The following is a 21,121-nucleotide window of genomic DNA, read 5'->3' as shown; positions in this document are numbered from 1 at the left end:
CTTTGCGGCCAGGAACATAGGAAAATCACCATATGAAAACCGGCGATAATCAACCGAAACCGCCCGCTCACCTGCGTGCAGCTACGAAAAGATGGTTCAAAAGTGTGCTGGATGAGTACTCGCTCGAGGGCCACCATATCAGACTGCTCACTCTGGCCGCGGAGGCTTGGGACCAAAGCCAAACCGCCCGCGAGGTGCTCGACAAGGACGGCTTGACCTTCCTAGATCGCTTCGGTCAGCCAAAGGAACGCCCGGAGTGCGGCATCCTTCAAAACGCCCGGATCGCGTTTGCTCGCCTTGTCCGCGAGCTTGCTTTGGACGTTGATGTACCCGATGCGCCGCGATCGGCTCGAACTCGAGACTACGGGAGCCGAGCCTGATGCCCGTCCGTCGTAAAGTAGACAGGCGCCGTGACGGCATGCCGGTCGACGATCTCCGTCGCGTCTGGTCGCTTTGGCACCGGCCGGACCTAACGAAGACGGAGGCCGATGAGTTGGCGCGTCTGATAGAAGAATGCGAGGCGGCCGGTTACGACCCACTGCTCGCATGGTGTTCGGAGCGACCCAATGCCGGTTAGAAAGCGACTCGACCGCCGCCGGAAACGCGAAATCCCAATCGAGGACGCGGACCTACTCATGCGTGGTGGTCGCGACTATTTCGAGGTGCTGCCAAGCTTCGGTTTCGATCCAGCGCCTCGGCCTGGGATGATCGAGGACGAGACGATGTTGGCGATTTGGGCTGACTATTCCGACGAGTTAGAGACGGTTTGGAAGGATCCGCGTTCGCCCTTTTACATGTGGCCGGAGCAATCGGAACCGCACATTTATCAGGTGCTGCGCGACCACGACATGCTGGCGACGAACGGCAAGCGACAGGCGGGCGCCCGACGACATTGACGACGCCAACCGCCGCGGCCTTCATGGCCTAGACTGGAATAAAACCGCTGTCTCTACTAGCTCTAGTGTTTGCAGGGCGCTTCGGCGCTAGATAATGCGAATGCCGCCTCAGGCGGCAGGCCGGGTGCCGAGGGGCGCCCCACGTAGACCTCCAAAATCGAGCTTCCATTGACACATAATATGCAGACCGCTTCGGCGGATGGCTCTATTGCGGCCAATGATAACCCTCGCTTTCGCGGCGGCTACCCGGCACTCAATTGGTTGGCAAACCAAGATAGGAGGGCGGCGCGTGCCGTCCTAGTTGAAGTTGGCAACTCGCGCCACCAAACACACTCTGCGGGGGCGCCAGCCGCCAACGTAGGCGACGACATAGAGGTGCATGATGTGCCCGCCGAAGAGTTGTCGTCAACAACCATGGCCGAGCCTACACAGGATGGGCCCGACGAGATATGGCCGGAGATGTTGCACGAGATTAAGCCTTCGGTTCACGCTCTGCTTCGCTCTGCGGGTGGCGTGGCCTGGCCATGGTGCGGCCGGCGCCGAAAGAAGGACGGCAAAGAAATCTGGAGTGGCGAGCCGTGGCAATATTTCTATTGCCTTCTGCCCCTATTCGGTGACGAACAAACTACGCTGCTGGGCGGCCTGACGTTCTACACAGAACCAAAGGCGTGCCGCGAGTCGGAAGGCGGCATGCTCGTCACCTACACTGATGCGACCGACAACGCGCACAGGCCGGAGTACAAGGCATCAAAGCCAAGAGGTGGCAAGCGTCCACGACGGACGAAGGCCGCCGCAGAGGAATACGTGCGCGGTAGGGCTGCCATCTCGTCACCACTACGCGTTGAAGGATATCAGCAGCCTTTGAGCGATGAGCCTACGCTGATACCCATGTTCACCCCGCAGCTACGCCGCGAGCCCGGCAAAGGTCTAGATATCTATGGACAGGTCGATAGGCTTGGCCGGTATGGTGTCGCTGAGGCGCGGGCAGAGATAGCTAAATGCATGGACGTCGCACCGCCGGCCACTCGCTGTCCCACCGTCATCGCCAAGGGTGCCTGGTTTATGGGCGGAATAAGCAGCAGCAAAGAGACGGCAAGCGTGCCTGCACCAAACTGGCAAGTCCCTGAAGCCAAACCATTGTCGCCAGCCCTTGAGGAGGCTGCCAGCCGCGGCGATCTGGCCGACATAGGGCGGGCGCTTGGCGACAAGACTACAAGGCAAGACAGACTCGGCAAGCGCGTGTTGCTGGCCGAGGCCCGTGCACTTGTGGCGGCAAACGACAATACTCTGAAGAAAGTTGCTGCCTAGCGTCCAAATCGTGCCCGCTCGGCGCGTATACAGTGAAGGCTGCAGAGCCAACGTTCATTCGGCCTTCGGGTTTTTGCTCGATTCCCGATCGCTAGCCGCACGATTCCCTCGTCGTTCGGCAACCCGCCATTGTGGAAGTACCGCAGGCGGGACCAATCGCTCGTGCGCTTCGGCGCACGGGCTTTTCTTAAACCCATCACACTTGCAATTCCAAACAATGAAAGGAGGCCAAATGCATGGCCACCCTTAACGCCAGCTTGCGATCGATCGATCAGCATTTGGGCTTTCCGCAGTCACGATCGCGCACCGTCGCACGCCGCCTTCAGGAACGGAATGCCATTCCTCTTGGCGCGCCAGGCGTCGCGCCTGAACTTGAGCCGCATCATGTCGTGTCGCTGATTGTCGCCCTTGCCGGCTACACCGTGCTGCATGAGGCGCCAGACGCCGTTCGGACCTATCGCGAACTGACGCCAGCCGGCGCCCCGATCGATGCCCTTCCGGCCAGCCTTCAATTCTCGGCGGGTAACTTCCTCGACGGGCTAGCCGACGAGCCTGAGAACGCACTCAAACTCAAGATCGAGTTCGTATCGTCCTGGCCCGAAATCGCAATCCACTCTGACGGCACCGTCCGACGCTTCGTTTTGCCTGGCTTTGATCCAAACCATTGGCAGCATTCTGGCCACCGTCGATCGACCACAATCAACGTCGCGGCCTTTGCCGACGTCATCACCGAGCTTTTTGGAGAACAATCATGACCACCACACCCTACCTGGCCATTGAGCACAAAGGCGGCGAACCGCTCGTTCTTTTCGGATCCGGCGCCCGCTTCACGGCCGCGGCCGATGGCATCTTGACTGTTCGGCCTGTCGGCGACGTGCCGGTCCCGGTTCGCTTCCTGAGCCGCGGGACCAACTTGCGGATGAATGGCGGCGAGTCGCTTTCCATCACCGTCGCCGCTGGCGATATCATCGAAATTTTCTGAGGAAATGCCAATGTCTAAAGCAACGCTCACCATCCCGCCCCTCACTATCGATGCCGAGTACAAGGACTTCGACGATCGCGAACTAGCGCTAAATAGTAGCATTAGATGCATCCGCGCTGAAAAAGCCGAGGTTGAGTCGGCAATTGCTGCGGAGCGCGTCACCGAAGGACCGCGGCTCCGCAGTTCTGTCGCGACGCTCGTCGGCGATGAGGACACAGCAGTCGTGGATCGCCGCAAAAAGCTGCAAGAATTGCGGCATGCCGAGCACGACCACGATGAAGCTTTGGTCGTTGTGCAGCGTCGAAAACACGCGCGGATTAGTCATGCGTCCCGTGTTGTGATTGCCGCAGTTCAGGGCGAGATTGATAAGCGCGTTGCCGCTGTTGTAGCCGGAACTGAGGCCGCACTTACCGCGCAAGCTGATCTTGAGTCGCTCATCCGCGACCTAGAGGCAGAAGGCGTCGAAGCGGACTCCCTGCGTTCGGGCGTTGTGCCTTTCTTCCTTACAAGCGGACAGGCAGCCCGGTATGTGGCTGAGCATGGTAGTAAAAATGGTTGAGCGTCGCGAGTATGAAACAGCTACCGGCGATACCCTTAACAAGCGCCGGAAGCTGGTGAGGATGCCTGGTGAGACGCGGCACAGGGAATGCTCCGACAGCGCCGAGGTTATTGCCCGCAAGATCCGCCTAGACAAAGCTGAAAGGCGCCTCAGGAGCCTAAAGTATGGCTGACCCATTTATCTCGGGATATGCGATACAATGGGGTAAGCCCGCCATCATTGGCGGGCTGTGGGAAGAGCGGTTTGCCAGGGGTTCCTTGGATAAGTCATTGCGTGATTATCCTGATGTTGTAGCGCTCTGGTCTCATGATCGAAGCAAACCACTCGGCCGCGTCGGCAATGGTACGCTTACGGTGAAAGCTGACAACATTGGTTTATGGTACGCACTCACACCAAACCCCGATTCACCGAATGGGCAGGAGGCGTTGGCGACAGTCGGTCGCGGCGATCTTGATGAGGTAAGCATTGGCTTTTTTTGTGAAGTCTCCGAATGGGACGACTCCGCAGAGATGCCAACCAGACTTGTCACTCAGGCGCAACTGATGGAACTGAGCCTGGTCACATGGGGCGCCTTTGGCAAGGACACGTCAGCCGTTTTGAGCTCCGACAACGCCGCCAGCGCTCGCCGCAGGGTGGTAGCAAAAGCCGAGGCGGCTATGCGGTTGCGGGGGATCTAAGGGCGTGTCGCCAAGTAGTCGCGGATATTCTTGAATGTGTCAGGGTCGTGAATCGCATTTTGAAGACGTTCGCTAAGTACCGCGTCGTCCTCGATCATGCGCAGCATATCTCGGATCAGCGAATGGGCGAATTCGCCAGTCCTACCAACAACTGGGCTGTCCAAAACAATAGCGCAAGCCAACTCGAGATCGTTGAATAGATCATAAAATGCAGCTTCGCGGGTGCTGTCGTCAACGGCTAGCACCGAGGAAATATGATCAACGCGAGACCGAACGCTCTCGTGGATGCCGACCACAGCCGATGCGGATCCGGCTAGCTTGTCCCTCCTTATTTGGAAGAACACTATCACCAGACCCGTAATAGCAACCGGAAAGCCGACTATCGTCACTACGTTTGCAGCATAGCTGATCACAGTCGCATCAAAGATGCTCACTCCTTTTTGCCGCCAGCAGCAGTTGAGTTGCCGCCACCACTCGCACCGGAATTGCCGCCCGTTGCGGCAGCGCCTCCTCCTGCCGAGGATGCCCCCGTGAGCTTCCCCTGGTAATGCGCAGTCGTGGCGGATTTCTGCGCCACATCAATGGTCACGGTCGTGATCGTCGATTGGCCTGAAGACTTCTCAGTCATTGTATGACCCTTTGGTTGTGATCTGAACAAAAACGGCGGGACATAGCCCGCCGCCAATCACGAAGCTACCTGCACTCAGGCAGCGCCAACAGATTATCGTTGTACGTCCCGTCCGCATGAGTGCGGACGTATTTCCCGTTCGGTCCGTTGACGACGCCTAAGTTCGCTCTCCTGCCACCAACCAGGGTATGGAAGGAGTGAGTGCCAGTCTCTATCCAACTGATGATATCAGCTCGGGGTGACTTGCCGTGCACACTCCCCAGATGGGTGATGCCCTCGTGTTTGTTCTCACGAGGAATTTTGTTGATACAGATTATCTCGATGTCTGCCATTAGAGTTGCTCCTTTCGAGCGCATTGGTGGAGCACTCGATCAGGCAGAGCAGCTTGGGAGGATGTCTAACCATTTCTAAGCTCCTGTGGCTTGTCAAAGCAGCCTCAGGACGCTAGTTCCGCACTTGTTCAGAGAGCAGACTCGCGGTCTTGGTCGTTCACTCGGCACCACAACAACCGCGAGTACGCAAAGACAGAGGCAGGTACGAATCAGTACCTGCCTCTTTTTTACGGAAAATCCATTCGCAAGTAAATCTGCGGTAACTATTTGTTAACCGCTAGAGATATGTCAACGTTACTGTCTTATTGGTGGTTGCCGGCGGCGTTCTCAGCTTGCGATTCTGATACTAAAAGTCGAACGCCAATTGGCGCGGCAAGGAACGAAAATGAGCACACACATGCTCAAGACGCCCAAGTCGGAAGCGGAGATAGGCCCGCACACTAACGACTCTAGACCTCAACGTTTTCATTGTTGACGCCATCCTTCTTGTTGAAACGGGAATAGGCCCGTCACTCCAGCCAAGCCTAAGCGCTTGACCGCACCTCGCATTGAATACGGCCGAAGCCGCTCAACTCAAAGGTTACCGCCGGCAACCACCGTTAGAGCTATCTGATTCAGATGCATTGCGCAGCCGACACGTGCGCCATGCCCGCTATTCACAGGATTCACAGACATGCCCACAAAACGCGCCTCGGCGCGGCGCATCCGTGCGCCAAAAATCAACAGAGACCAGGCGGCCATCGACGCCATCGAAAACGCCGTCGCCTCAGCCGCTATTACTGGGTTAGTGGACGCCTTACGCGCCGCAGCGTTCTCTGACGCGTACATAGCGGCAAGCCTGCTTGCCGGCGCTACCAGCCTGATACGCGTTATGCCGAATAGAGAGCCCTTCGCGGCACTCCTTGCCGGTATGGCGCAGGAGGTGACGCATGTCGGATAAGACCGATGATCTCCTCATATCGGTAAGCACCGACCTCAGCACCGTCAAACGGCAACTGCGCCAGCTTACGCAGGATATCGGGCAGACCACTTCTGGCATCCAGAAGCAATTCGATGGCCTCGGTAAAGGTATCGACCAGTCGCTTTCGCCAGTGCAGAAGCGCATTAACGCCATGGTTGGCCTGCCAGTCGGGCCGAAGTTGAAAGAGTGGCAGGGTGCACTTGCCAGTGTAGAGGCGACATCAAAACTAACCGCTAACCAGATGTTGAACCTGTCGCGGCAGGGCAATGATGTCGCGACCATGTTCGCGCTCGGGGCGCCGCCGATGCAGATATTTGCGTCGCAGGCTGGCCAGATTTTCGATGCACTAGAGAGCGGTCCTGGTGGTGCCCTGGCTTCGGTTAAGGCGCTTGGCGAGGGTGCGATTGGCCTCGCGACCAAATTCCCGCTGGTTACGGCTGCTATTGCCGCGGCCGGCGTTGCGTTTATCGCCTACGAGGCAGTCGGCGGGTCGCACCTCAAGACGCTAGATGAGATCACCAAGACGCATGAGGCCAACGTTAAGTTGCTTGGCGACGCTTGGGACGAGGCGGCAGGGAAAAAGAAAAACTATGCCGCCCTGGCGGTCAACTCTGTCAACGCCTTGAACGACAAGGATGTCCAGAATGCAAAGGATCTGCTTGCGACTCAGATCAAGGGCATTTTCGACCAAGTTTACCAGACGATCGGCGCTGGTGGCGGCGCACAGGGGCCGCTGCAAAAACTTCTCCAGTCGCAGTTCGAACCCTTCAAGCAGGCGCTTTCCGACCTGGCTAACACCAGTGACGTCAAGTCGTTCATCAGCCAGATCGACCAGATTGCCGAGGCCAACCCGAAGCTCTCATCTGCTCGCGATGAGCTCAAGGGGCTGGCACTGGAGGCGGCAAACACGGCTGCGGCCATTCCGGGGCTGGCGGAGAAAGCATCAGCACTCGGTGATTCTATTGACGCCTTCAACCGTGCGATGGCAGGGGTCGATTCAAAGCCGATCCAGAAGGAGATGCAGGACCTTTTTGATAAGGCGGCTGAGGGTCGCGAGCCAATCGACGCCATCCTCCAGTCGCTGGCCGCGCTTGAGCAGGCGAACCCAAGCTTCGCGGGCATCTTGGCTGGCTTTAAGAGCATCCTCGATGCGGCCGCAATGACCGATGCGGCGCTAGACAGGCTTGGAGCCAAATACTTCGCTAACGCGGGCACACCAACCAACGGCAGGCAAAAGCTGCCTGTCGGTCTGTTACCTGACTCGGTCGACGTGCTTCCCGAACACGTCAATAAGGAGGACTTGGGCGCCTCCTCGGACAAAGCGCACGCCAAGGCGGCCAGAGCCAACCGTTTCCATGCCCCCGCCAAAACTGCCGACGACAGGTTTTTCGAGGACATAGAAGCCATTCGTCAGCGGACGATTGCCCTGACTGAAGAGCAAAGCGTACTCGGCCTGTCGTTCGAAGCCCAAACCAAGCGCAAGGTTGCGTTTGATTTGGAAACCACCGCACTCAAGCAGGTCCGCGAGGAAGCCCGAAAGAAGGGCGATGCCGATTGGCAGAATGCGCAGCTAACGCCAGACCAGATCGCTAAGATCGATGCCGTTTCCGCTGCCTATGCGCGCCAGGCCGACGAACTGCGTAAGGCGCAGGAAATTCAAGCCTTGCAGCGCGACGTGCTGCAAACGGCGTTCGATGATCTGCGTTCTTCGCTTGAGCAGGGCCAGTTAAACTGGCAGACCTTCGGTAAAATCGCCGAAGACGTCCTAGACAAGATCATTGATAAGATCGAAGGTGATCTTATCGACTCCATCATGCAGGCGTCTTCTGCCGGCGGCGGTGGCGGCAGTTTGCTTGGCTCTGCGCTTGGCTGGTTGACTGGCGGTGGTGGTGGCGGCTCGTCCTTCGGCACGCCTGGCGGCTTCGCACAGATGCTGGATATCCCTGGCTATGCGGACGGCACCAACAACCATCCGGGCGGCCTGGCCATCGTTGGCGAAAGGGGGCCGGAGCTTCTCAACCTCCCGCGTGGCTCGCAGGTGATGCCGAATATGGCCAGCTTGCCGCGTTTGCAAGCGCCGGCAAACCAGAACAGCCCTGCCTACCAAGACAATCGAAAAATCTCGATCGACGCCCGCGGTGCGCAACAAGGCGTAGGCGAGGAAATCAAGCGCGCGCTGGCGGAATACGACAAGCAATCGGTGCCGCGCACTGTTGCGGCGCTGCGTCAGGCGAAAACGCTGGGGTATTCGTGATGGAAGCCACAACCCCCAACACGGCGCAACCACAACCCATTACGCAGGAAGAGGCGCTCGCAACGATCGAACGCACGCTTGCTGAGATTGTAGCACGGACTGCAGAACTTCGCGCCAGGCGCGCCAAAAAGTAAGGAATTCCCCATTGTCTATCTACACAACCGGCACCGTCACGGTGTCGAATGGCAGCGCTGCGTTCGTAGGTACGGGCACGGCTTGGGCTGTGGCTCTTGTCGCTGGCGGTACGCTCTACGTAGAGGCCCCTGGCAATCCGATGCCGATCGCCTCTATTACGGATGACACACACGGTACTAGTGCCGTTGTGTGGACAGGCACAAGCGGCACGTACAATTATGCAATCGACCGCGACACCTCGGGGGCGGCAAGCATGGTCGATGTCTACGACCGGATGTCGCGTATCCTTGTCACGCTCTCCTTGGCCGGTATCCATCCAGATGCTTCCGGCTCGCTTGCGGACCGCGCCGCCATTAGTCTTGGCGTTGGCGACAAGGGCTTCCTTTTCCTGCACGCAGAGATCAGTGTAGCCTTCGCCTTCTATCGTTGGACCGGTACTGCTTGGGAGGGACCTTTCCCGGTCACTGCCGGCGGCCTGAGCACTGTTGCGTCGGGCGTGGGAATTGACATCGATATCACGAACCCGTCGATCCCAGTTGTGAAGTTGGACGGCACTTTCCAGAAGCTTCAATATGACGCCACCCTCAGTGCGTTTGACGACACTCCGCTGTATCTCGAAAACCTCGACATGCAGACGGCGGTCGGCGATGCCGGCCAGCAGATGGTTGTCTATGGCGAAGCCCATAACCAGAGCGTGGTCAATGCAGATTTCCGGCTGATCCACCACGGCGTGACAGCGACGCTTATTGACAGTGGTGCGATGCGGGCTGTTGCCCAGCAGCTTGGCACATCGCTCGGCTTCACCGCGAATACACAAGCCGCGCATTTACGCGCCGGCGAATTTCAGGTGCTGCGCGGTGCCGGCGTCCCCGATGGCGGCAAGTCTTGGGCCGTGGAGATTGGGGTTCACTCGCAAGTTGCGCAGGCCAGCCCTTATACCAATATGGGCATCTATCTAGCATCCAGTCACACCGGCTGGTTGTCGAGTGGCGTTCGAAACGGGACTGGCATTCTCATCACGGGCGAGGACGGTTGGACCCACGCTCTGACCTATCTCGATGTCGATGGGACGACAGTTCTTTTCGACGTTGACCAGAACGGCGTTTTGCAAACCAAGGGGGCTTTGCTTCCTACGGTTTCTGGCGCTGCCGCGCTCGGTAGTGCCAGCAAGCCATGGTCCGACATTTACCTCAAAGGCAACGGTACGCTTAACTTCGGCAACGGCGACGTCCTGATAAGTGAGTTCGCCAATTCGTTGAATTTCACGGGCGCGGCCAATGGGTTTGCTTTTGAGACGGCTGTAATTCCAACCACGAATGGCGGTGCAATCCTTGGCTCACCTTCCCTTGCGTGGTCCAGTCTTGCCCTGGCATCGGGCGCTGTCATCGATTTGGGCAACTCCAACTACAAGCTCACGCACTCGGCTGGTGCGCTCTCAGCGAATGGCAAGTTCCTCGTCAATCTCAATGCTGCAGCGCTTCCGGCGCCATCGACCGGAACCGTGCTTCATCTGGCTGCAGTGGATGGCACCAGCACCCGGTTGACCATCGATAGTTTCGCCAATGCCGGCAACGTCGTCCAGCGCCGCGCCAACAACACTGCGGCTTCTCCGTCCGCGCTTGCCTTCGGCGATGCTATCGGCGGCCTAGTGGGCTTCGGGTATGGCGCGACGGGCTATTCCGCAGGTTCCCGCGTTGGCCTGACCCTGTATGCTGATGAGGCGTGGACCGACACCGCACATGGAACGCGTATCGACGTCATCACCACGCCGCACGGCTCGACAACACCGCGTGTCACGGCGAGCCATAAAAGCGACGGAACCTTCGACGTTCTCACAGCCCTGAGCGTCAATGGGACCAAGGTTGTCGGCGCTCGCGATACCGGCTGGACAGCCATGACCGGCAGCGCAGACAAGGCAACAGCCTATGCGACCAGCACCGTCACGCTGGCGCAACTCGCCGGCCGCGTCATGGCGTTGCAGGCCGCCCTCAACACGCACGGCCTCATTGGAGCATAGAGGAGCAAATATGGACTACACTTTGAAATTCACGCATCAGCAGATGCTACGGCGACTGGCCTGGCGTAGGCGGGACTGTAGGTTATAGAATGGGTAAAATGAACACGAGCGAGCAAACGCCTTAGCGATGCTCAGGACTGGCTCGAGCTGGCAAGAGGCGTCTGATGCAACGCGTGTCCCGATAACTCGGCTTCGGGAGATTTGAGCAAAGCGCCCCGCTTTATCAGGTCGCGCGCAAACTTGTTCATTGGTTTCTCGACAAGTCTCGTCACGAGAAAGGCTGCCAGCACGCTTGCCGACACACCGGCAGCAAACAGCCATATTGGCCCTAAACCGAGCGAATAGCCCACGCTCATCGTAATGCATCCCACAGGCAAGTGTAGGAGGTAAAGAGCGTAGCTGATGTCAGCAAAGAAGGACAAGATCGGATGCACAGATCGGAAGCCCGCGCGCATGAACGCATAGAACACGACGATGGCGAAGAGATAGGTCCAGATAGCCTCGGTCGGCCCTTCTAGCAGAAGACCTGGAAACCTAAACTCATACATGAGCGCGAATACCAGGAGGTTCGCAGCCAGCAGCGTAACCGCTTCTCGCCCCGCAATCTGCTTGGCGTGATCCAGATAGAAGATGCGACCCACCACGAAGAGCGGCAGATAGATCGAGAAATAACCCAGATATGACAGGTCGGCACTCGCTTTGAATGGCAGTACTAGAACCAGTTCCGCAGCCGTCAGCACCCACGTCGCCGCGACCGGTCGGGTTTTGATAAGTGGGATCACTGCCACCACCAAAGCGTAGAACAAGACCTCTGCCCAAAGGCTCCAGGTAATCGCCAGGGCAAGCGGGCGGCGATCTACCGGGAAGTTGAGCATGATCGCGCTCATGAGATAGTCGCGCAGACTTTTGGCCTCATCGCCAAGCATCGGCACTAGCCCAAAACGGGACGCAGCGGCGGTGCCGATGGCCATGGCACCGGAGGCGATGAACAGTGTCGGCAACAGCCGAAACGCGCGTTTGATGACGAACTCACGCCGCGATTCGGACTGCGCTACATGACTGATGATGTAGCCACTGACCAGGAAAAAGATCGAAACGCCAAAATGCGCGCCACCCTGTTTCAGCCGAAAGCCGTCCACAATGGCGGACTGGTAGACTGTCCACGGAGCGAACGAGATACCCCGTTCCATGAACCACCAACCGCCAAGATGACACCACATCACCAGAAGCGGGGCCGCGCCCCTGAGCACGTGAATGAAGGGGATCAGGTGTTTGTCCTGAATTTCTGTTGCAGGCCGGCGACCGCCGCCTAAAGCAAAAACGAACAAAGGCAATCTCCCATCATCGATGTGAGACAGGAGGATTATCGCATCGGTCCGCAATCTTCAATCACCCGAATCGGTAAGACAGATCTGAATATGCAGACCACTCCTTGCCGACGATCGCGAGTGCGTAATGGGTCGGGATGCTGCTGTACGGTTACATCGCATTTGAGGAAAGTAAGGCGAGGTACGAGGGAAGACTGCCCGCCGGCTTCGGTCGGCGGGGCTTTTTGCGTTTAAGGCGTCAGCTCAAGCTTGGTCATCGCGTCCTGCCTTTCATACTTGCCCTCAAAGCTTCCCGCGCCTACTGTTCTCCCATGAACTGGATATCTCCACCTGTCCATGTAAGGGACATCAATAGCGCCGGTTTGACCATTATTTGGGTGAATTCGGTAGAGCGCTGTATCGAGGTGCTCCAGACTTGGTCTGTAAACCCCAGCCCCCCACCCAAAATGCTCAGGGCCCGTGAGGTCTGCTACGGCGCCGCCGAAGATCCACCCACATACTCGGCCGAGCAGGCACGAGAGGCTTTCGAGGCCGCCGCAAAAGAGGCGAAGGTGCTGTTCTAAAGCCAGTCGGCGTTTCTTCTACCTATGCTTTGATGCTCGGCCCGCATTTCTATATCGAATAACAGACCCTTATTGGATCGTGTATCTCATCCGCGATGATGTCCCCGACATCAGGCACAAAGCCAAATCGGTCAATCTCGCAGGTTCTGGCAAGTTGAAACTCACCATCCATCCAGAATGGGCTCGCCGTTCATTTTTTGCCCGTCTCTTTATCCTTGGTTGAAGCAAGTCGCTGCTCACGCTCCTTGCGGAGCATCTCTTTGCGCTCGAATGTCCAGTAAGCAGGATCGCGGTTGGTGCGGTCCAGGTCGGCAAGCGTTTCTGTTGGATGCGTTACGCGTGATGGCTCCACACTCAACCACAATCGAAGGTCAGCTTTATAGATTTCCATCAGCGACTCATCGAGATCGTCGCGATAATCGGGCTCGACCTCTTTAACTATTAGGAGCCAAACCAAGAGTTCGTTATTGGTCGCTTCCTCAATGTAATCGAGAAAATATCGCTCGACGACCTCTACGATGGACGTGCCGGCGCCATCGATCAGTAGGGCTATGCGATCCCCGAACACCGGAACAGTGTTACGAAACGACTCCAGAGGGATCGTGTCTCTCAAGCTGAACTTCCCGTCATTGCCACGCTCTAAGAGAATCACGCTGTCAGCAACGTCGTACCCCATGAGCTACGACCGCAGCAACGCATGGCAGGATCCCAGTAGCATTTCGATCATGGTAGCCAGCATAGCAAAGACGCTGCCAGAGTTCAAACTAGGCGTTTACACAATTTTACTTTTCTAGAACTTGCGTAAACGCCTATAGACTCCGCGTTTGCTGATGATATCGTAGCGACCGGCTCGCGGAGATCGGGTGGGCTGGCTCGGATGGCCGGCTGCGTCGCTTCGCGGTCAGGGCGCGCCCTGAACTTGATAATAGGGGCGCGCCTTTTTCTATTCGGCTTTTGGCAGGAAGCCTTTGGCCTCGAGATCAGCAACAATCAGGATCTCTACGTATGAGGCCACGGTCCGCCGGTCGGCCTTGGCGGCGCGCTCTAGTGCCTCCTTTACGGCCGGCTCGATCCTTAGTCCGAGTGGGGCGGTTCTGGCCATTTCGCTTCCTGTTTGCAATTGTTAGCAGATGCTAGTTGACACTCAACTTGCATTGTTTTACCACTGCTAACATCAACTAGCAACGAGGAGTCGCCCACATGCTTAACATCACCGACACTGAAGAGCATTTCCAAACCGCGCGGAGCATGTTGCGTGCCATTATGATGTCGGCCAGCACGATCGTTATCGACCCGCGCGACGGTGTGATGCTCACCGACCTCACATGCGCAATCGACACCGAGCTCGACGCTATCGAAACGGCCCTTCAGTTTGCGGCCTGAACTGGAGAAATTGCGGTCTGGACAATACATATCCGAGCGCAAGAATTGGGGAGGAACAATGAAAGCCGCCAACGACAACCGTCCGCACGGAGCATCCGTCCGCTTCGTGGTGAATCCTCGCCTCGTGCCTCTTGCCAAGGCGGCTCGTCGCCTTCATCTCACTCCCGCAGAGTTCGAAGCCAAGCTGACGGCCTTTCATCGCCACGGCTTCCCGTTGCCCTGTCCGCTAACCGGCCACTACGATTTGGTCGCGATGGATGTCTGGCTCGACAGGATGCACGGTGTCTCCCACCACGAGAACAGACCGCCGTGTCCGACCGGCGCGGCTAGCCTTGTAGACGCGAGGCTTGCGGCAATTGGCTGAAATCAAGTTGAAGCACTATCACGTTCGCAAGGGGCGCGGTTACTGGCTCGTGACGCCAAAGATGCGCGCCCATGGCTTCGACAACGTGCGCTGCGGGGCAGACGGACCGCAGGCGTGGGCGGTCGCGCAGGAGTGGGAAGGTCGTTGGCAGCGTGCTCGCAAAGGCCTGGAGGCGTCTTTACGCAAGGTCTATCCGCGAAACAGTGTAGGTCATGCCTTCGAGCGGTTCCGCCTTACCAATGAATGGGCACGAAAGCCCGTACGCACACGTGAGGATTGGGACCGCGGCTGGCGATACATTGAGCCGGTTTTCGGCGACCTCAACCCGTCCGTCATCACTCTAGAAATGCTAGACAGGTGGTATTCGAAGTGGACGTCGGTGAAGGGCGTTGGTGAGGCTGGCCGCGCGATGAAGACTTGGCGCGCGCTGTACAACGTCATGGCGGCGATGAAGCTATGCCCAGCCCAGCAGGATCCCTCCCTAGCGATTCGCAAAACCTCAGTGCCCGGCCGGAGAGAGACTTGGACCGAAGGCGAGGCCGTTCGCATCGTCAAAGGCGCCTGGCGCGCGGGATACAGAGGGCTGGCGTGCATCGTGGCGGTTGCTTGGGATACGAGCTTCTCGCCGGTCGACGCGCGCACCTTGACGCCAGGCCATGCCTTTGAGGCCGGTGGAGATTGGGTCTTTAAGATCCAGCGCGGGAAGACGGGGGAAGAGGCTTTCGGTTTCTTGTCCGCTCGCACTCAGCGATTGGTGGAGTCGTATCTAGCGAGTCTGGACTATGAATTGCACGATGCCGCTCCGATATTTCGCACAAAGGGTTTTGCGCCGAAAGAAAGGGGAGGGCGTCCGAGGATTGCCGTTCCCTATCAAAAGAACTCGCTGGTTGATGATTTTGCTGAGGTCCGAAGGCTTGTTTTCGGACCTAGCGAAAAGCGCCGTTTGATGGATATGCGTCGCACAGGAGCCGTGGAGGCCAACGCCGGCGGCGCCAGCGTCGAATCGATCGCTGCAAAAATGGGAAACAGCATTGATCAGAACAAGACGCTTCAGCGAACATATATGCCGGTCAACTCAGCGGCCGTAAGGGCAGCCGATGAATCGCGGAAGATAGGGCGCCGCAAGCTCGGATCGGAACAGAACGAGTTCAAAAAGTTGAAACTCGCTTCGGAAAAAAGTTGAAACGTATTCATCGCGATAAGCGCCAAGTCCATGAAAAGACTTGGCGCGAGTGACGGGGCTCGAACCCGCGACCTCCGGCGTGACAGGCCGGCACTCTAACCAACTGAGCTACACCCGCGCATTGACGAGCACGTGTCAGCCGTGTTCGTCGTTGGGGCGCTGGATAAGGGGTTCGCTACCGGGTGTCAAGCGCACCAAACCATCATAACGCCAAACAGGAGAAGGTTTTTTGACAGCCGGCATTTTGTTCGCAAATCCGGCCTGCGAACAGGGCATCCCGCACTCATTTGGCCTTGCGAAGCAGGTCCCGACCGCTTAAAGGTCCGGCCCGGAGCGGGCGATTAGCTCAGTTGGTAGAGCGCTTCGTTTACACCGAAGATGTCGGCGGTTCGAGCCCGTCATCGCCCACCATTCAAACTCACATTTCAAGTCAGCTGAGAGCCGGCCGCTGGCGCGTCGCGGTATCACGGCGGCACCATACGGAAATCCTTCCCCTCGGGCAGCAACTGTCCGCCATCGACGACAATGGTCGTGCCGGTGATGTAGCTGGCGTCGTCCGAGGCGAGGAACAGGAAGGCGTTGGCCACGTCGCGTGGGCTGCCGAGCCGGCCGAGCGGGATCGAATCTTCCATGTTCTTGATATAGGCGGCGCCGCGATGCTCCTGGATGGCTTCGGTGAGGATATTGCCGGGTTCGACGCCGTTGACGGTGATGCCGTAGCCGGAGAATTCCAGCGCTGCGGCGCGAATGAAGCCGTTGATGCCTGCTTTCGTCGCCGAATAGTGGCCATGGCCGGGGCTGGTGACATGCGGGCCGGTGATGGAGGAGGTGTAGAGCATGCGGCCAAAGCGCTGCGCCTTCATCGGCACCAGGGCCGCGCGGCTGGCGTTGAAGGTGCCGCGCAAATTGACCGCCATGACGCGGTCCCAGTCGTCGGCGCTGGTGTTCTCGATCAACTGCCAGGGATAGATGCCGGCATTCTGGACGATGACGTCGAGGCGGCCATGGTGTTTCAGCGAAAGCGCCACGGCGGCCTCGGCGTCGCTCATTTGCGAGATGTCGGTGCGGATGAAGGGGACGCCAAGCTCATCCGCACTTGCCCGCCCGGCCTCGGTCTCGGAGTCGGCGAGCACCAGCCTTGCACCTTCCTCGGCGAAGCGCAGCGCGATGCCCTTGCCGATGCCGCGCGCGCCGCCGACGATCAGCGCCACCTTGCCTTCCAGTCGTCCTGTCATGCGAGCCGTCCTGTCACGCCAATCCCCGTCTCACGCCAATCTTTGGCGAATGGTTTGCTTGAATGCATCGAGCAGCACGGCCGCCAGCACCAGCAGGCCATGGATGACCTGGGTGAAGTTGGCGGGCAGGCCCATCAGGTTAATCGCCGTGTTGATGGCCGAAAGCAGGAGCACGCCGGCGTACACGCCGGGCAAGGTGCCGACGCCGCCCTTCAGGCTGACGCCGCCGATAACCACGGCCGCGAAGGCGTTGAACAGAAGGCCGACGCCCAGATTGGCGGTGGCGCCCGAGGTGCGGATCGCCAGCAGCCAGCCGGCCAGCCCTGCGATGGCGCCGGCGAGTACGAAGGCGATGATCAGGTTGCGGTTCACCCGGATGCCGGCACGGAAGGTCGCGGTTTCATTGCCGCCGATCATCACCAGGTGCCTGCCGAACGGGGTCTTGGCCATGATCAGCGAGAACACGACGAAACAGGCCACCGCGATCCAGGCGGTAAGCGGCAGACCGATCAGGCGCTGGATGCCGAACCAGCGGATGGCGGGTGCCAGATCCTGCGCCGAGCGGCCGCCCGAAATGACCAGCACCAGGCCGCGCACCCAGATGTAGGAGGCGAGCGTGATGATAAAGGCGCTCATCTTGACCTTGACCACGAGATAGCCGTTGAAGGCGCCGATGAGGCCGCCGACGGCCAGCGCCAGCAGCAGCGAGACCGGAACCATCAGCCATCCCGGGTGCAACTGCACGCCGAGGCCAATGCCCGAGGAACAAAACAGGATGCCCACCGCCATGGCGCTGAGAGCGGCGACGGATTCGACCGACAGGTCCATGTGCCCGGCAATGATGACCAGCGCCAGGCCGATCGACATCACGCCGAGCACGCTCGACGCCTCGATGATGTTTGCGAAGATGCCGAGCTGGAAATAGTTCGGGATGAACAGCGAGAAGACGACCAGGACAAAAAGCAGCATGAACCAGACGAGGTTGTCGAGGACGAACTCCAGGGCGTGGCGTGTGCGAGGGTTCATGTGTCGATCCGGTTGGCGTGCGGGATCAAGGCCGCGGCAGGTTGCCTGCGTCTCGTTTCATGCGGGCAGGGCAGGGCTCCGGGCCTGGTATGGCCCGGAGCGGTCGGGCCGCCTGTCTATTCGACCGGCTTGACGGTATCCGTCGGCGGCTTCTGGTTGCCCCAGAAAGCCGGGTTGTCGACGTTTTCCTTGGTGATGGCGGCACCCGGGATCTTGATGTTGGGGCCCCAGGCTTCCTTGGTGAGGGTCGATTTCAGGCCAAGCACATCGTATTCGCCGGGCTTGATCTCTTCCTTCTTGACGACCTTGTCCATGAACATGGCGACGGCGGCGGCCTGTGCGTAAAGCGGCTGCTCGACCTCGACGTTGAGCCAGCCCTTGCGGATCAGGTCGAGGCCGACCGGTGCGCCGTTCGAGCTCATCAGCATGACGTCGCCCGGCTTCTTGCCGGCGGCCTCGAGCGAGGCGACGGCGGCGACCGACAGGTGTGCGGCATGGCTGAAGATCAGGTCGATGTCGGGATTGGCCAGCATCTGGTCGGCAACGATGGTGCCGGCGTTGCTGGCCTCCCACTGCATGGCCGGCAGCGAGATGATCTTGACGTCCGGGAACGCCTTCATCTTCTCCTCGAAACCCTTCTGGATGTCGAGCGTGTAGGGATCGCCGGGATCGCCAAGTACCTGCAGGACCTTGCCCTTCACCGAGCCGTTCTTGGCTTTCAAAAGCTTTTCGGCCTGCTCGGCGGCGACGTAGCCGATCTCGACGGTGCCCGCGACCGACGTGAAGTCGGACGGTGTTGATGTGATCTGGCGGTCGAACTCAACCACCGGAATGCCGGCGGCGCGCGCGGCCTCGATCGATGGTTTCAGCGCATTGAAATCGACGGCGGCCAGGATGATCGCCGCCGGCTTCAGCGCGATGACGTCGTTCATCTGCGACTGCTGCGCGTCGGTCTTGTTGTCGGCGTTCAGCGTCTTCATCTCGTAGCCGGTCTGTTTCAGGAACAGCTCCAGCGCGCTCACCGAGCCGGTCTGGAACTCGTCGAGCAATGTCGGCACCATGTAGTAGACAATACCCTTGGACTGGGCGAATGCCGGCGTGAGCGTGGCAAAGGCCAGTGCCAGGATACCGAAGACAGCAAGAAGTATTCGCTTCATGTCGTTGGCTCCCTGTTAAGCCGGACCCCTCTTTGTCCCTCAGCCCGCCGGTCCGGCACCGGCAAGCGTCTCTCCGGTGATCATGTTGATCACCGCATCGGGACTTGTCTTGTTGCGGGCGACATCGCCCGCCACGACGCCTTGCCGGATGACCACGATCCGGTCGGCGACCTGAAAAGCCTGCTGCATGATATGGGTGATGATGACGACGCCGATGCCCTGGCTCGCCACCTGGCGGATCATTTCGAGACCGCGCCGGGTTTGCTCGACGCCAAGTGCGGCGAACGGCTCGTCGAGAAGCACCAGCTTGCCGCCCCAATGCACGAAGCGGTTCAGCTCGATGGCCTGCCGCTGGCCGCCCGAGAGATGCTCGACATTGGTGCGCAGTGAAGGAATGCGGGTCCCGGCGCTGGCCAGCGCCTTGCCGACGACGGCTTCCATGGCGCGCTCGTCGAGCACCGGAATGCCGAGCACCTTTCTGGTGATCTCGCGGCCCATGAAGAAATTGGCCACCACATCGACATTGGTGCACAGCGATAGGTCCTGGTAGACGGTCTCGATGCCTGCCGCCTTGGCTTCCGCCGGGGACCGGGCCAGGAATTCCTTGCCCTCGAACAGCATGCGGCCGGAGGTCGGTTCGAGACCGCCAGCTATGATCTTGACCAGCGTCGACTTGCCGGCGCCGTTGTCGCCGAGCAGCGCCACCACTTCGCCCTTGCCGACGGAAAAGCTGATCCCCTTCAGCGCTTCGATCGCGCCGTAGTTCTTGGTCACGTTGTCGAGCACCAGCAGGGGTTCGCTCATGCGGCAATCTCCCTGCCCGAAAGTATGTCGCGGCCGCGCTCGCGTTCGGCGGCGAACATCTGCCCGAAGCGTGGCGACAACACCCCTGAAACGGCGAGCGCCGCCGCGCCGCGCAGCACGGCATGCTGGCCGCCGCTGGCGACGATGACGCGCGGCGTCTTGCGGTCCGCGCGGGCCGAAACCGAATTGTGCAGCGGTTCGGCCGCGTCCGCCAGGCGCTCGAGCAGTTCCGATGCCGCCAGGCCGCCGAGCACGACCGTCTCTGGATCGAAGAGGTTTTCGATGATGGCGATGGTGTTGCGGAAGATCGGGCCGACTTGCGCTACCCAATCGGCGTCGCTGCCGGCCCGGCGGCCCCGCGCCTCAAGCGAGAGATAGCGCTCGAGGCAGCCTCGGTTGCCGCAGGGGCAAAGCTCGCCATCGGGGACCACGGGAATGTGGCCGATCTCGCCCGCGTTGCCCCAGGCGCCGCGCAGAACGCTGCCGTCATGCATCATCGCGCCGCCAAGCCCGACGCCGAAATAGAGATAGTAATAGTCGGAATGGCGGGCTCCGATGCCATAGAGCCGCTCGCCCATCGCGGCCGCGGCCATGTCGCTCTCGAAGAACGCCGGCAATCCTGTCGCGGCCGTCAGCCGCTCACGCAGCGCCACATGCTTCCAGCCGGTCATCGTGGTCGGGCCGACAAAGCTCATGGAGTCCACATCGAACGGGCCGGGAAGCGCCATGCCGACGCCGATGACGCGGCCGCCGGGCCGCTTGCCCGTCAGGTCGCGGACCATGGCGCCGATCTGGTCGAACGCGTGATCGGGCGTCGCGTTGGACGCTTCGCGGCGTGAACTCTCGATAACGTCGCCGCTGAGATTGATCAGCGCGGCGTCTATTCCAAGCGGCGTCAGGTGGATGCCGACGGCATAGCCGCCTTCCGGGTTGATGCGCAGCGTTGCCGGTGGCAGGCCACGTCCCTTCGGCTCTTCGCGCACGGACAGGATGTAGCCCTGTTCCTCCAGTTCGCGAACGATGGTCGACACGGTCTGCACGGTGAGCCCGACGTGCCTGGCGATGTCGCCTCGTGCAATCGGGCCATGACGGCGGATGGACTCAAGCACGATGCGCCGATTGTATGGCCGCCCGAACTCCTGATTGGTCCCCCGCAATGCCATGCCTTGCGCCCCCACTTGACGTAAGGTTCGCATCAAATATTTATTCAGTCAAATGGAATTCAAAAATAATCCGGAAGCTGAGGAGCCGCGATCCTATGGCGGTTTACGGCGTGCGGGATATCGCATGACGGGGAGAGGTGTGCTCGACCGGGACCGACGGCTCCGG

At 59.5% G+C, this 21,121-nt stretch carries 24 protein-coding genes and 2 tRNA genes; 14 read left to right on the top strand and 12 right to left on the bottom strand.

All coding sequences use genetic code 11. The features are described 5' to 3' along the window. Positions 1–32: 32 nt before the first annotated feature. From LB557_RS02060 to LB557_RS02030, 7 genes are all read left to right on the top strand, one after another. Positions 33–380: a hypothetical protein gene (locus LB557_RS02060; RefSeq protein ID WP_224643757.1), complete on the top strand. Its 348-nt coding sequence runs from the start codon at positions 33–35 to the stop codon at positions 378–380. Between the two features lie 255 nt (positions 381–635). After that, the gene (locus LB557_RS02055) at positions 636–896 is read left to right on the top strand and encodes a hypothetical protein (RefSeq protein ID WP_224643758.1); all 261 of its coding nucleotides are present in this window, start codon (positions 636–638) and stop codon (positions 894–896) included. A gap of 180 nt (positions 897–1,076) precedes the next feature. Beyond that, positions 1,077–2,204 (top strand): hypothetical protein, encoded by a 1,128-nt coding sequence (locus LB557_RS02050; protein WP_224643759.1) that lies wholly within the window; start codon positions 1,077–1,079, stop codon positions 2,202–2,204. A 389-nt stretch (positions 2,205–2,593) separates the two neighbouring features. Next, on the top strand, positions 2,594–2,959 hold the full coding sequence (locus tag LB557_RS02045) for a hypothetical protein (RefSeq protein ID WP_224712999.1): 366 nt from the start codon (positions 2,594–2,596) through the stop codon (positions 2,957–2,959). After that, positions 2,956–3,186, top strand: a complete 231-nt coding sequence (locus LB557_RS02040) for a hypothetical protein (RefSeq protein ID WP_224643761.1) — start codon at positions 2,956–2,958, stop codon at positions 3,184–3,186. The genes LB557_RS02045 and LB557_RS02040 overlap by 4 nt, the downstream gene beginning before the upstream one ends. Positions 3,187–3,196: 10 nt before the next feature. After that, the gene (locus tag LB557_RS02035) at positions 3,197–3,745 is read left to right on the top strand and encodes a hypothetical protein (protein ID WP_224643762.1); all 549 of its coding nucleotides are present in this window, start codon (positions 3,197–3,199) and stop codon (positions 3,743–3,745) included. Positions 3,746–3,909: 164 nt separating this feature from the next. After that, positions 3,910–4,422, top strand: coding sequence for an HK97 family phage prohead protease (locus tag LB557_RS02030; RefSeq protein WP_224643763.1), 513 nt, complete (start codon positions 3,910–3,912; stop codon positions 4,420–4,422). On the opposite strand, the gene LB557_RS02025 is transcribed toward LB557_RS02030, so the two are convergent. The 3 genes from LB557_RS02025 to LB557_RS02015 all read right to left on the bottom strand — a co-directional run bounded on the left by LB557_RS02025 (position 4,419) and on the right by LB557_RS02015 (position 5,382). After that, positions 4,419–4,856: a hypothetical protein gene (locus LB557_RS02025; protein WP_224643764.1), complete on the bottom strand. Its 438-nt coding sequence runs from the start codon at positions 4,854–4,856 to the stop codon at positions 4,419–4,421. The genes LB557_RS02030 and LB557_RS02025 overlap by 4 nt on opposite strands. Continuing rightward, complete coding sequence (locus LB557_RS02020) at positions 4,853–5,050, bottom strand: hypothetical protein (protein WP_224643765.1); 198 nt, start codon at positions 5,048–5,050, stop codon at positions 4,853–4,855. The genes LB557_RS02025 and LB557_RS02020 overlap by 4 nt, the downstream gene beginning before the upstream one ends. 65 nt (positions 5,051–5,115) lie before the next feature. Next, complete coding sequence (locus tag LB557_RS02015; RefSeq protein WP_224643766.1) at positions 5,116–5,382, bottom strand: DUF3892 domain-containing protein; 267 nt, start codon at positions 5,380–5,382, stop codon at positions 5,116–5,118. A gap of 673 nt (positions 5,383–6,055) precedes the next feature. Between LB557_RS02015 and LB557_RS02010 the strand changes: the two genes are divergently transcribed. The 3 genes from LB557_RS02010 to LB557_RS02000 all read left to right on the top strand — a co-directional run bounded on the left by LB557_RS02010 (position 6,056) and on the right by LB557_RS02000 (position 10,749). Next, on the top strand, positions 6,056–6,322 hold the full coding sequence (locus tag LB557_RS02010) for a hypothetical protein (RefSeq protein ID WP_224643767.1): 267 nt from the start codon (positions 6,056–6,058) through the stop codon (positions 6,320–6,322). After that, the gene (locus LB557_RS02005) at positions 6,312–8,597 is read left to right on the top strand and encodes a phage tail length tape measure family protein (RefSeq protein WP_224643768.1); all 2,286 of its coding nucleotides are present in this window, start codon (positions 6,312–6,314) and stop codon (positions 8,595–8,597) included. The genes LB557_RS02010 and LB557_RS02005 overlap by 11 nt, the downstream gene beginning before the upstream one ends. 145 nt (positions 8,598–8,742) lie before the next feature. Further along, positions 8,743–10,749 (top strand): hypothetical protein, encoded by a 2,007-nt coding sequence (locus tag LB557_RS02000; protein ID WP_224643769.1) that lies wholly within the window; start codon positions 8,743–8,745, stop codon positions 10,747–10,749. A gap of 131 nt (positions 10,750–10,880) precedes the next feature. Here the strand turns inward: LB557_RS02000 and LB557_RS01995 are convergent, their stop codons facing one another. The 3 genes from LB557_RS01995 to LB557_RS01980 all read right to left on the bottom strand — a co-directional run bounded on the left by LB557_RS01995 (position 10,881) and on the right by LB557_RS01980 (position 13,742). Continuing rightward, complete coding sequence (locus LB557_RS01995) at positions 10,881–12,077, bottom strand: acyltransferase family protein (RefSeq protein WP_224643770.1); 1,197 nt, start codon at positions 12,075–12,077, stop codon at positions 10,881–10,883. A 753-nt stretch (positions 12,078–12,830) separates the two neighbouring features. Then, positions 12,831–13,316, bottom strand: coding sequence for a hypothetical protein (locus LB557_RS01985; RefSeq protein ID WP_224643771.1), 486 nt, complete (start codon positions 13,314–13,316; stop codon positions 12,831–12,833). 267 nt (positions 13,317–13,583) lie between these two features. Next, positions 13,584–13,742, bottom strand: coding sequence for a DUF1778 domain-containing protein (locus LB557_RS01980; protein ID WP_224643772.1), 159 nt, complete (start codon positions 13,740–13,742; stop codon positions 13,584–13,586). Between the two features lie 98 nt (positions 13,743–13,840). Between LB557_RS01980 and LB557_RS01975 the strand changes: the two genes are divergently transcribed. From LB557_RS01975 to LB557_RS01965, 3 genes are read left to right on the top strand one after another with little or no spacing between them, the layout of a single operon-like run. Continuing rightward, positions 13,841–14,023, top strand: coding sequence for a hypothetical protein (locus tag LB557_RS01975; protein WP_224643773.1), 183 nt, complete (start codon positions 13,841–13,843; stop codon positions 14,021–14,023). Between the two features lie 58 nt (positions 14,024–14,081). Next, entirely contained in the window at positions 14,082–14,387 is a 306-nt protein-coding gene (locus LB557_RS01970) for a hypothetical protein (RefSeq protein ID WP_224643774.1), read from the top strand. Beyond that, positions 14,380–15,570, top strand: coding sequence for a hypothetical protein (locus tag LB557_RS01965; RefSeq protein ID WP_224643775.1), 1,191 nt, complete (start codon positions 14,380–14,382; stop codon positions 15,568–15,570). Before LB557_RS01970 ends, LB557_RS01965 begins: the two co-directional genes overlap by 8 nt. A gap of 41 nt (positions 15,571–15,611) precedes the next feature. Here LB557_RS01965 and LB557_RS01960 read toward each other — a convergent pair. After that, positions 15,612–15,688, bottom strand: a tRNA-Asp gene (locus tag LB557_RS01960). Positions 15,689–15,905: 217 nt separating this feature from the next. Here LB557_RS01960 and LB557_RS01955 point away from each other — a divergent pair. Further along, positions 15,906–15,981: transfer RNA gene (locus tag LB557_RS01955), tRNA-Val, on the top strand. Between the two features lie 53 nt (positions 15,982–16,034). Here LB557_RS01955 and LB557_RS01950 read toward each other — a convergent pair. The 5 genes from LB557_RS01950 to LB557_RS01930 all read right to left on the bottom strand — a co-directional run bounded on the left by LB557_RS01950 (position 16,035) and on the right by LB557_RS01930 (position 20,955). Continuing rightward, on the bottom strand, positions 16,035–16,805 hold the full coding sequence (locus LB557_RS01950) for an SDR family NAD(P)-dependent oxidoreductase (protein ID WP_140720685.1): 771 nt from the start codon (positions 16,803–16,805) through the stop codon (positions 16,035–16,037). Positions 16,806–16,835: 30 nt separating this feature from the next. Continuing rightward, complete coding sequence (locus LB557_RS01945; protein ID WP_140617016.1) at positions 16,836–17,831, bottom strand: ABC transporter permease; 996 nt, start codon at positions 17,829–17,831, stop codon at positions 16,836–16,838. A gap of 116 nt (positions 17,832–17,947) precedes the next feature. Then, positions 17,948–18,988, bottom strand: coding sequence for a sugar ABC transporter substrate-binding protein (locus tag LB557_RS01940; protein WP_015318183.1), 1,041 nt, complete (start codon positions 18,986–18,988; stop codon positions 17,948–17,950). Positions 18,989–19,027: 39 nt separating this feature from the next. Then, positions 19,028–19,792, bottom strand: a complete 765-nt coding sequence (locus LB557_RS01935) for an ATP-binding cassette domain-containing protein (RefSeq protein WP_224644140.1) — start codon at positions 19,790–19,792, stop codon at positions 19,028–19,030. After that, positions 19,789–20,955 (bottom strand): ROK family transcriptional regulator, encoded by a 1,167-nt coding sequence (locus LB557_RS01930; protein ID WP_140717488.1) that lies wholly within the window; start codon positions 20,953–20,955, stop codon positions 19,789–19,791. Before LB557_RS01930 ends, LB557_RS01935 begins: the two co-directional genes overlap by 4 nt. Between the last annotated feature and the right edge of the window lie 166 nt (positions 20,956–21,121).

The organism is Mesorhizobium sp. BR115XR7A, assembly GCF_020165315.1.
Taxonomy (GTDB): domain Bacteria; phylum Pseudomonadota; class Alphaproteobacteria; order Rhizobiales; family Rhizobiaceae; genus Mesorhizobium; species Mesorhizobium australicum.
This window is presented reverse-complemented; position numbering and strand designations above follow the sequence as displayed.

Bases quoted from the DNA above. Each gene is read 5' to 3' on its own strand.
- LB557_RS02060 (WP_224643757.1), top strand. From the start codon at position 33: ATGAAAACCGGCGATAATCAACCGAAACCGCCCGCTCACCTGCGTGCA.
- LB557_RS02055 (WP_224643758.1), top strand. From the start codon at position 636: ATGCGTGGTGGTCGCGACTATTTCGAGGTGCTGCCAAGCTTCGGTTTC.
- LB557_RS02050 (WP_224643759.1), top strand. From the start codon at position 1,077: ATGCAGACCGCTTCGGCGGATGGCTCTATTGCGGCCAATGATAACCCT.
- LB557_RS02040 (WP_224643761.1), top strand. From the start codon at position 2,956: ATGACCACCACACCCTACCTGGCCATTGAGCACAAAGGCGGCGAACCG.
- LB557_RS02035 (WP_224643762.1), top strand. From the start codon at position 3,197: ATGTCTAAAGCAACGCTCACCATCCCGCCCCTCACTATCGATGCCGAG.
- LB557_RS02030 (WP_224643763.1), top strand. From the start codon at position 3,910: ATGGCTGACCCATTTATCTCGGGATATGCGATACAATGGGGTAAGCCC.
- LB557_RS02020 (WP_224643765.1), bottom strand. From the start codon at position 5,050: ATGACTGAGAAGTCTTCAGGCCAATCGACGATCACGACCGTGACCATT.
- LB557_RS02015 (WP_224643766.1), bottom strand. From the start codon at position 5,382: ATGGCAGACATCGAGATAATCTGTATCAACAAAATTCCTCGTGAGAAC.
- LB557_RS02010 (WP_224643767.1), top strand. From the start codon at position 6,056: ATGCCCACAAAACGCGCCTCGGCGCGGCGCATCCGTGCGCCAAAAATC.
- LB557_RS02005 (WP_224643768.1), top strand. From the start codon at position 6,312: ATGTCGGATAAGACCGATGATCTCCTCATATCGGTAAGCACCGACCTC.
- LB557_RS01985 (WP_224643771.1), bottom strand. From the start codon at position 13,316: ATGGGGTACGACGTTGCTGACAGCGTGATTCTCTTAGAGCGTGGCAAT.
- LB557_RS01980 (WP_224643772.1), bottom strand. From the start codon at position 13,742: ATGGCCAGAACCGCCCCACTCGGACTAAGGATCGAGCCGGCCGTAAAG.
- LB557_RS01975 (WP_224643773.1), top strand. From the start codon at position 13,841: ATGCTTAACATCACCGACACTGAAGAGCATTTCCAAACCGCGCGGAGC.
- LB557_RS01970 (WP_224643774.1), top strand. From the start codon at position 14,082: ATGAAAGCCGCCAACGACAACCGTCCGCACGGAGCATCCGTCCGCTTC.
- LB557_RS01950 (WP_140720685.1), bottom strand. From the start codon at position 16,805: ATGACAGGACGACTGGAAGGCAAGGTGGCGCTGATCGTCGGCGGCGCG.
- LB557_RS01945 (WP_140617016.1), bottom strand. From the start codon at position 17,831: ATGAACCCTCGCACACGCCACGCCCTGGAGTTCGTCCTCGACAACCTC.
- LB557_RS01940 (WP_015318183.1), bottom strand. From the start codon at position 18,988: ATGAAGCGAATACTTCTTGCTGTCTTCGGTATCCTGGCACTGGCCTTT.
- LB557_RS01935 (WP_224644140.1), bottom strand. From the start codon at position 19,792: ATGAGCGAACCCCTGCTGGTGCTCGACAACGTGACCAAGAACTACGGC.
- LB557_RS01930 (WP_140717488.1), bottom strand. From the start codon at position 20,955: ATGGCATTGCGGGGGACCAATCAGGAGTTCGGGCGGCCATACAATCGG.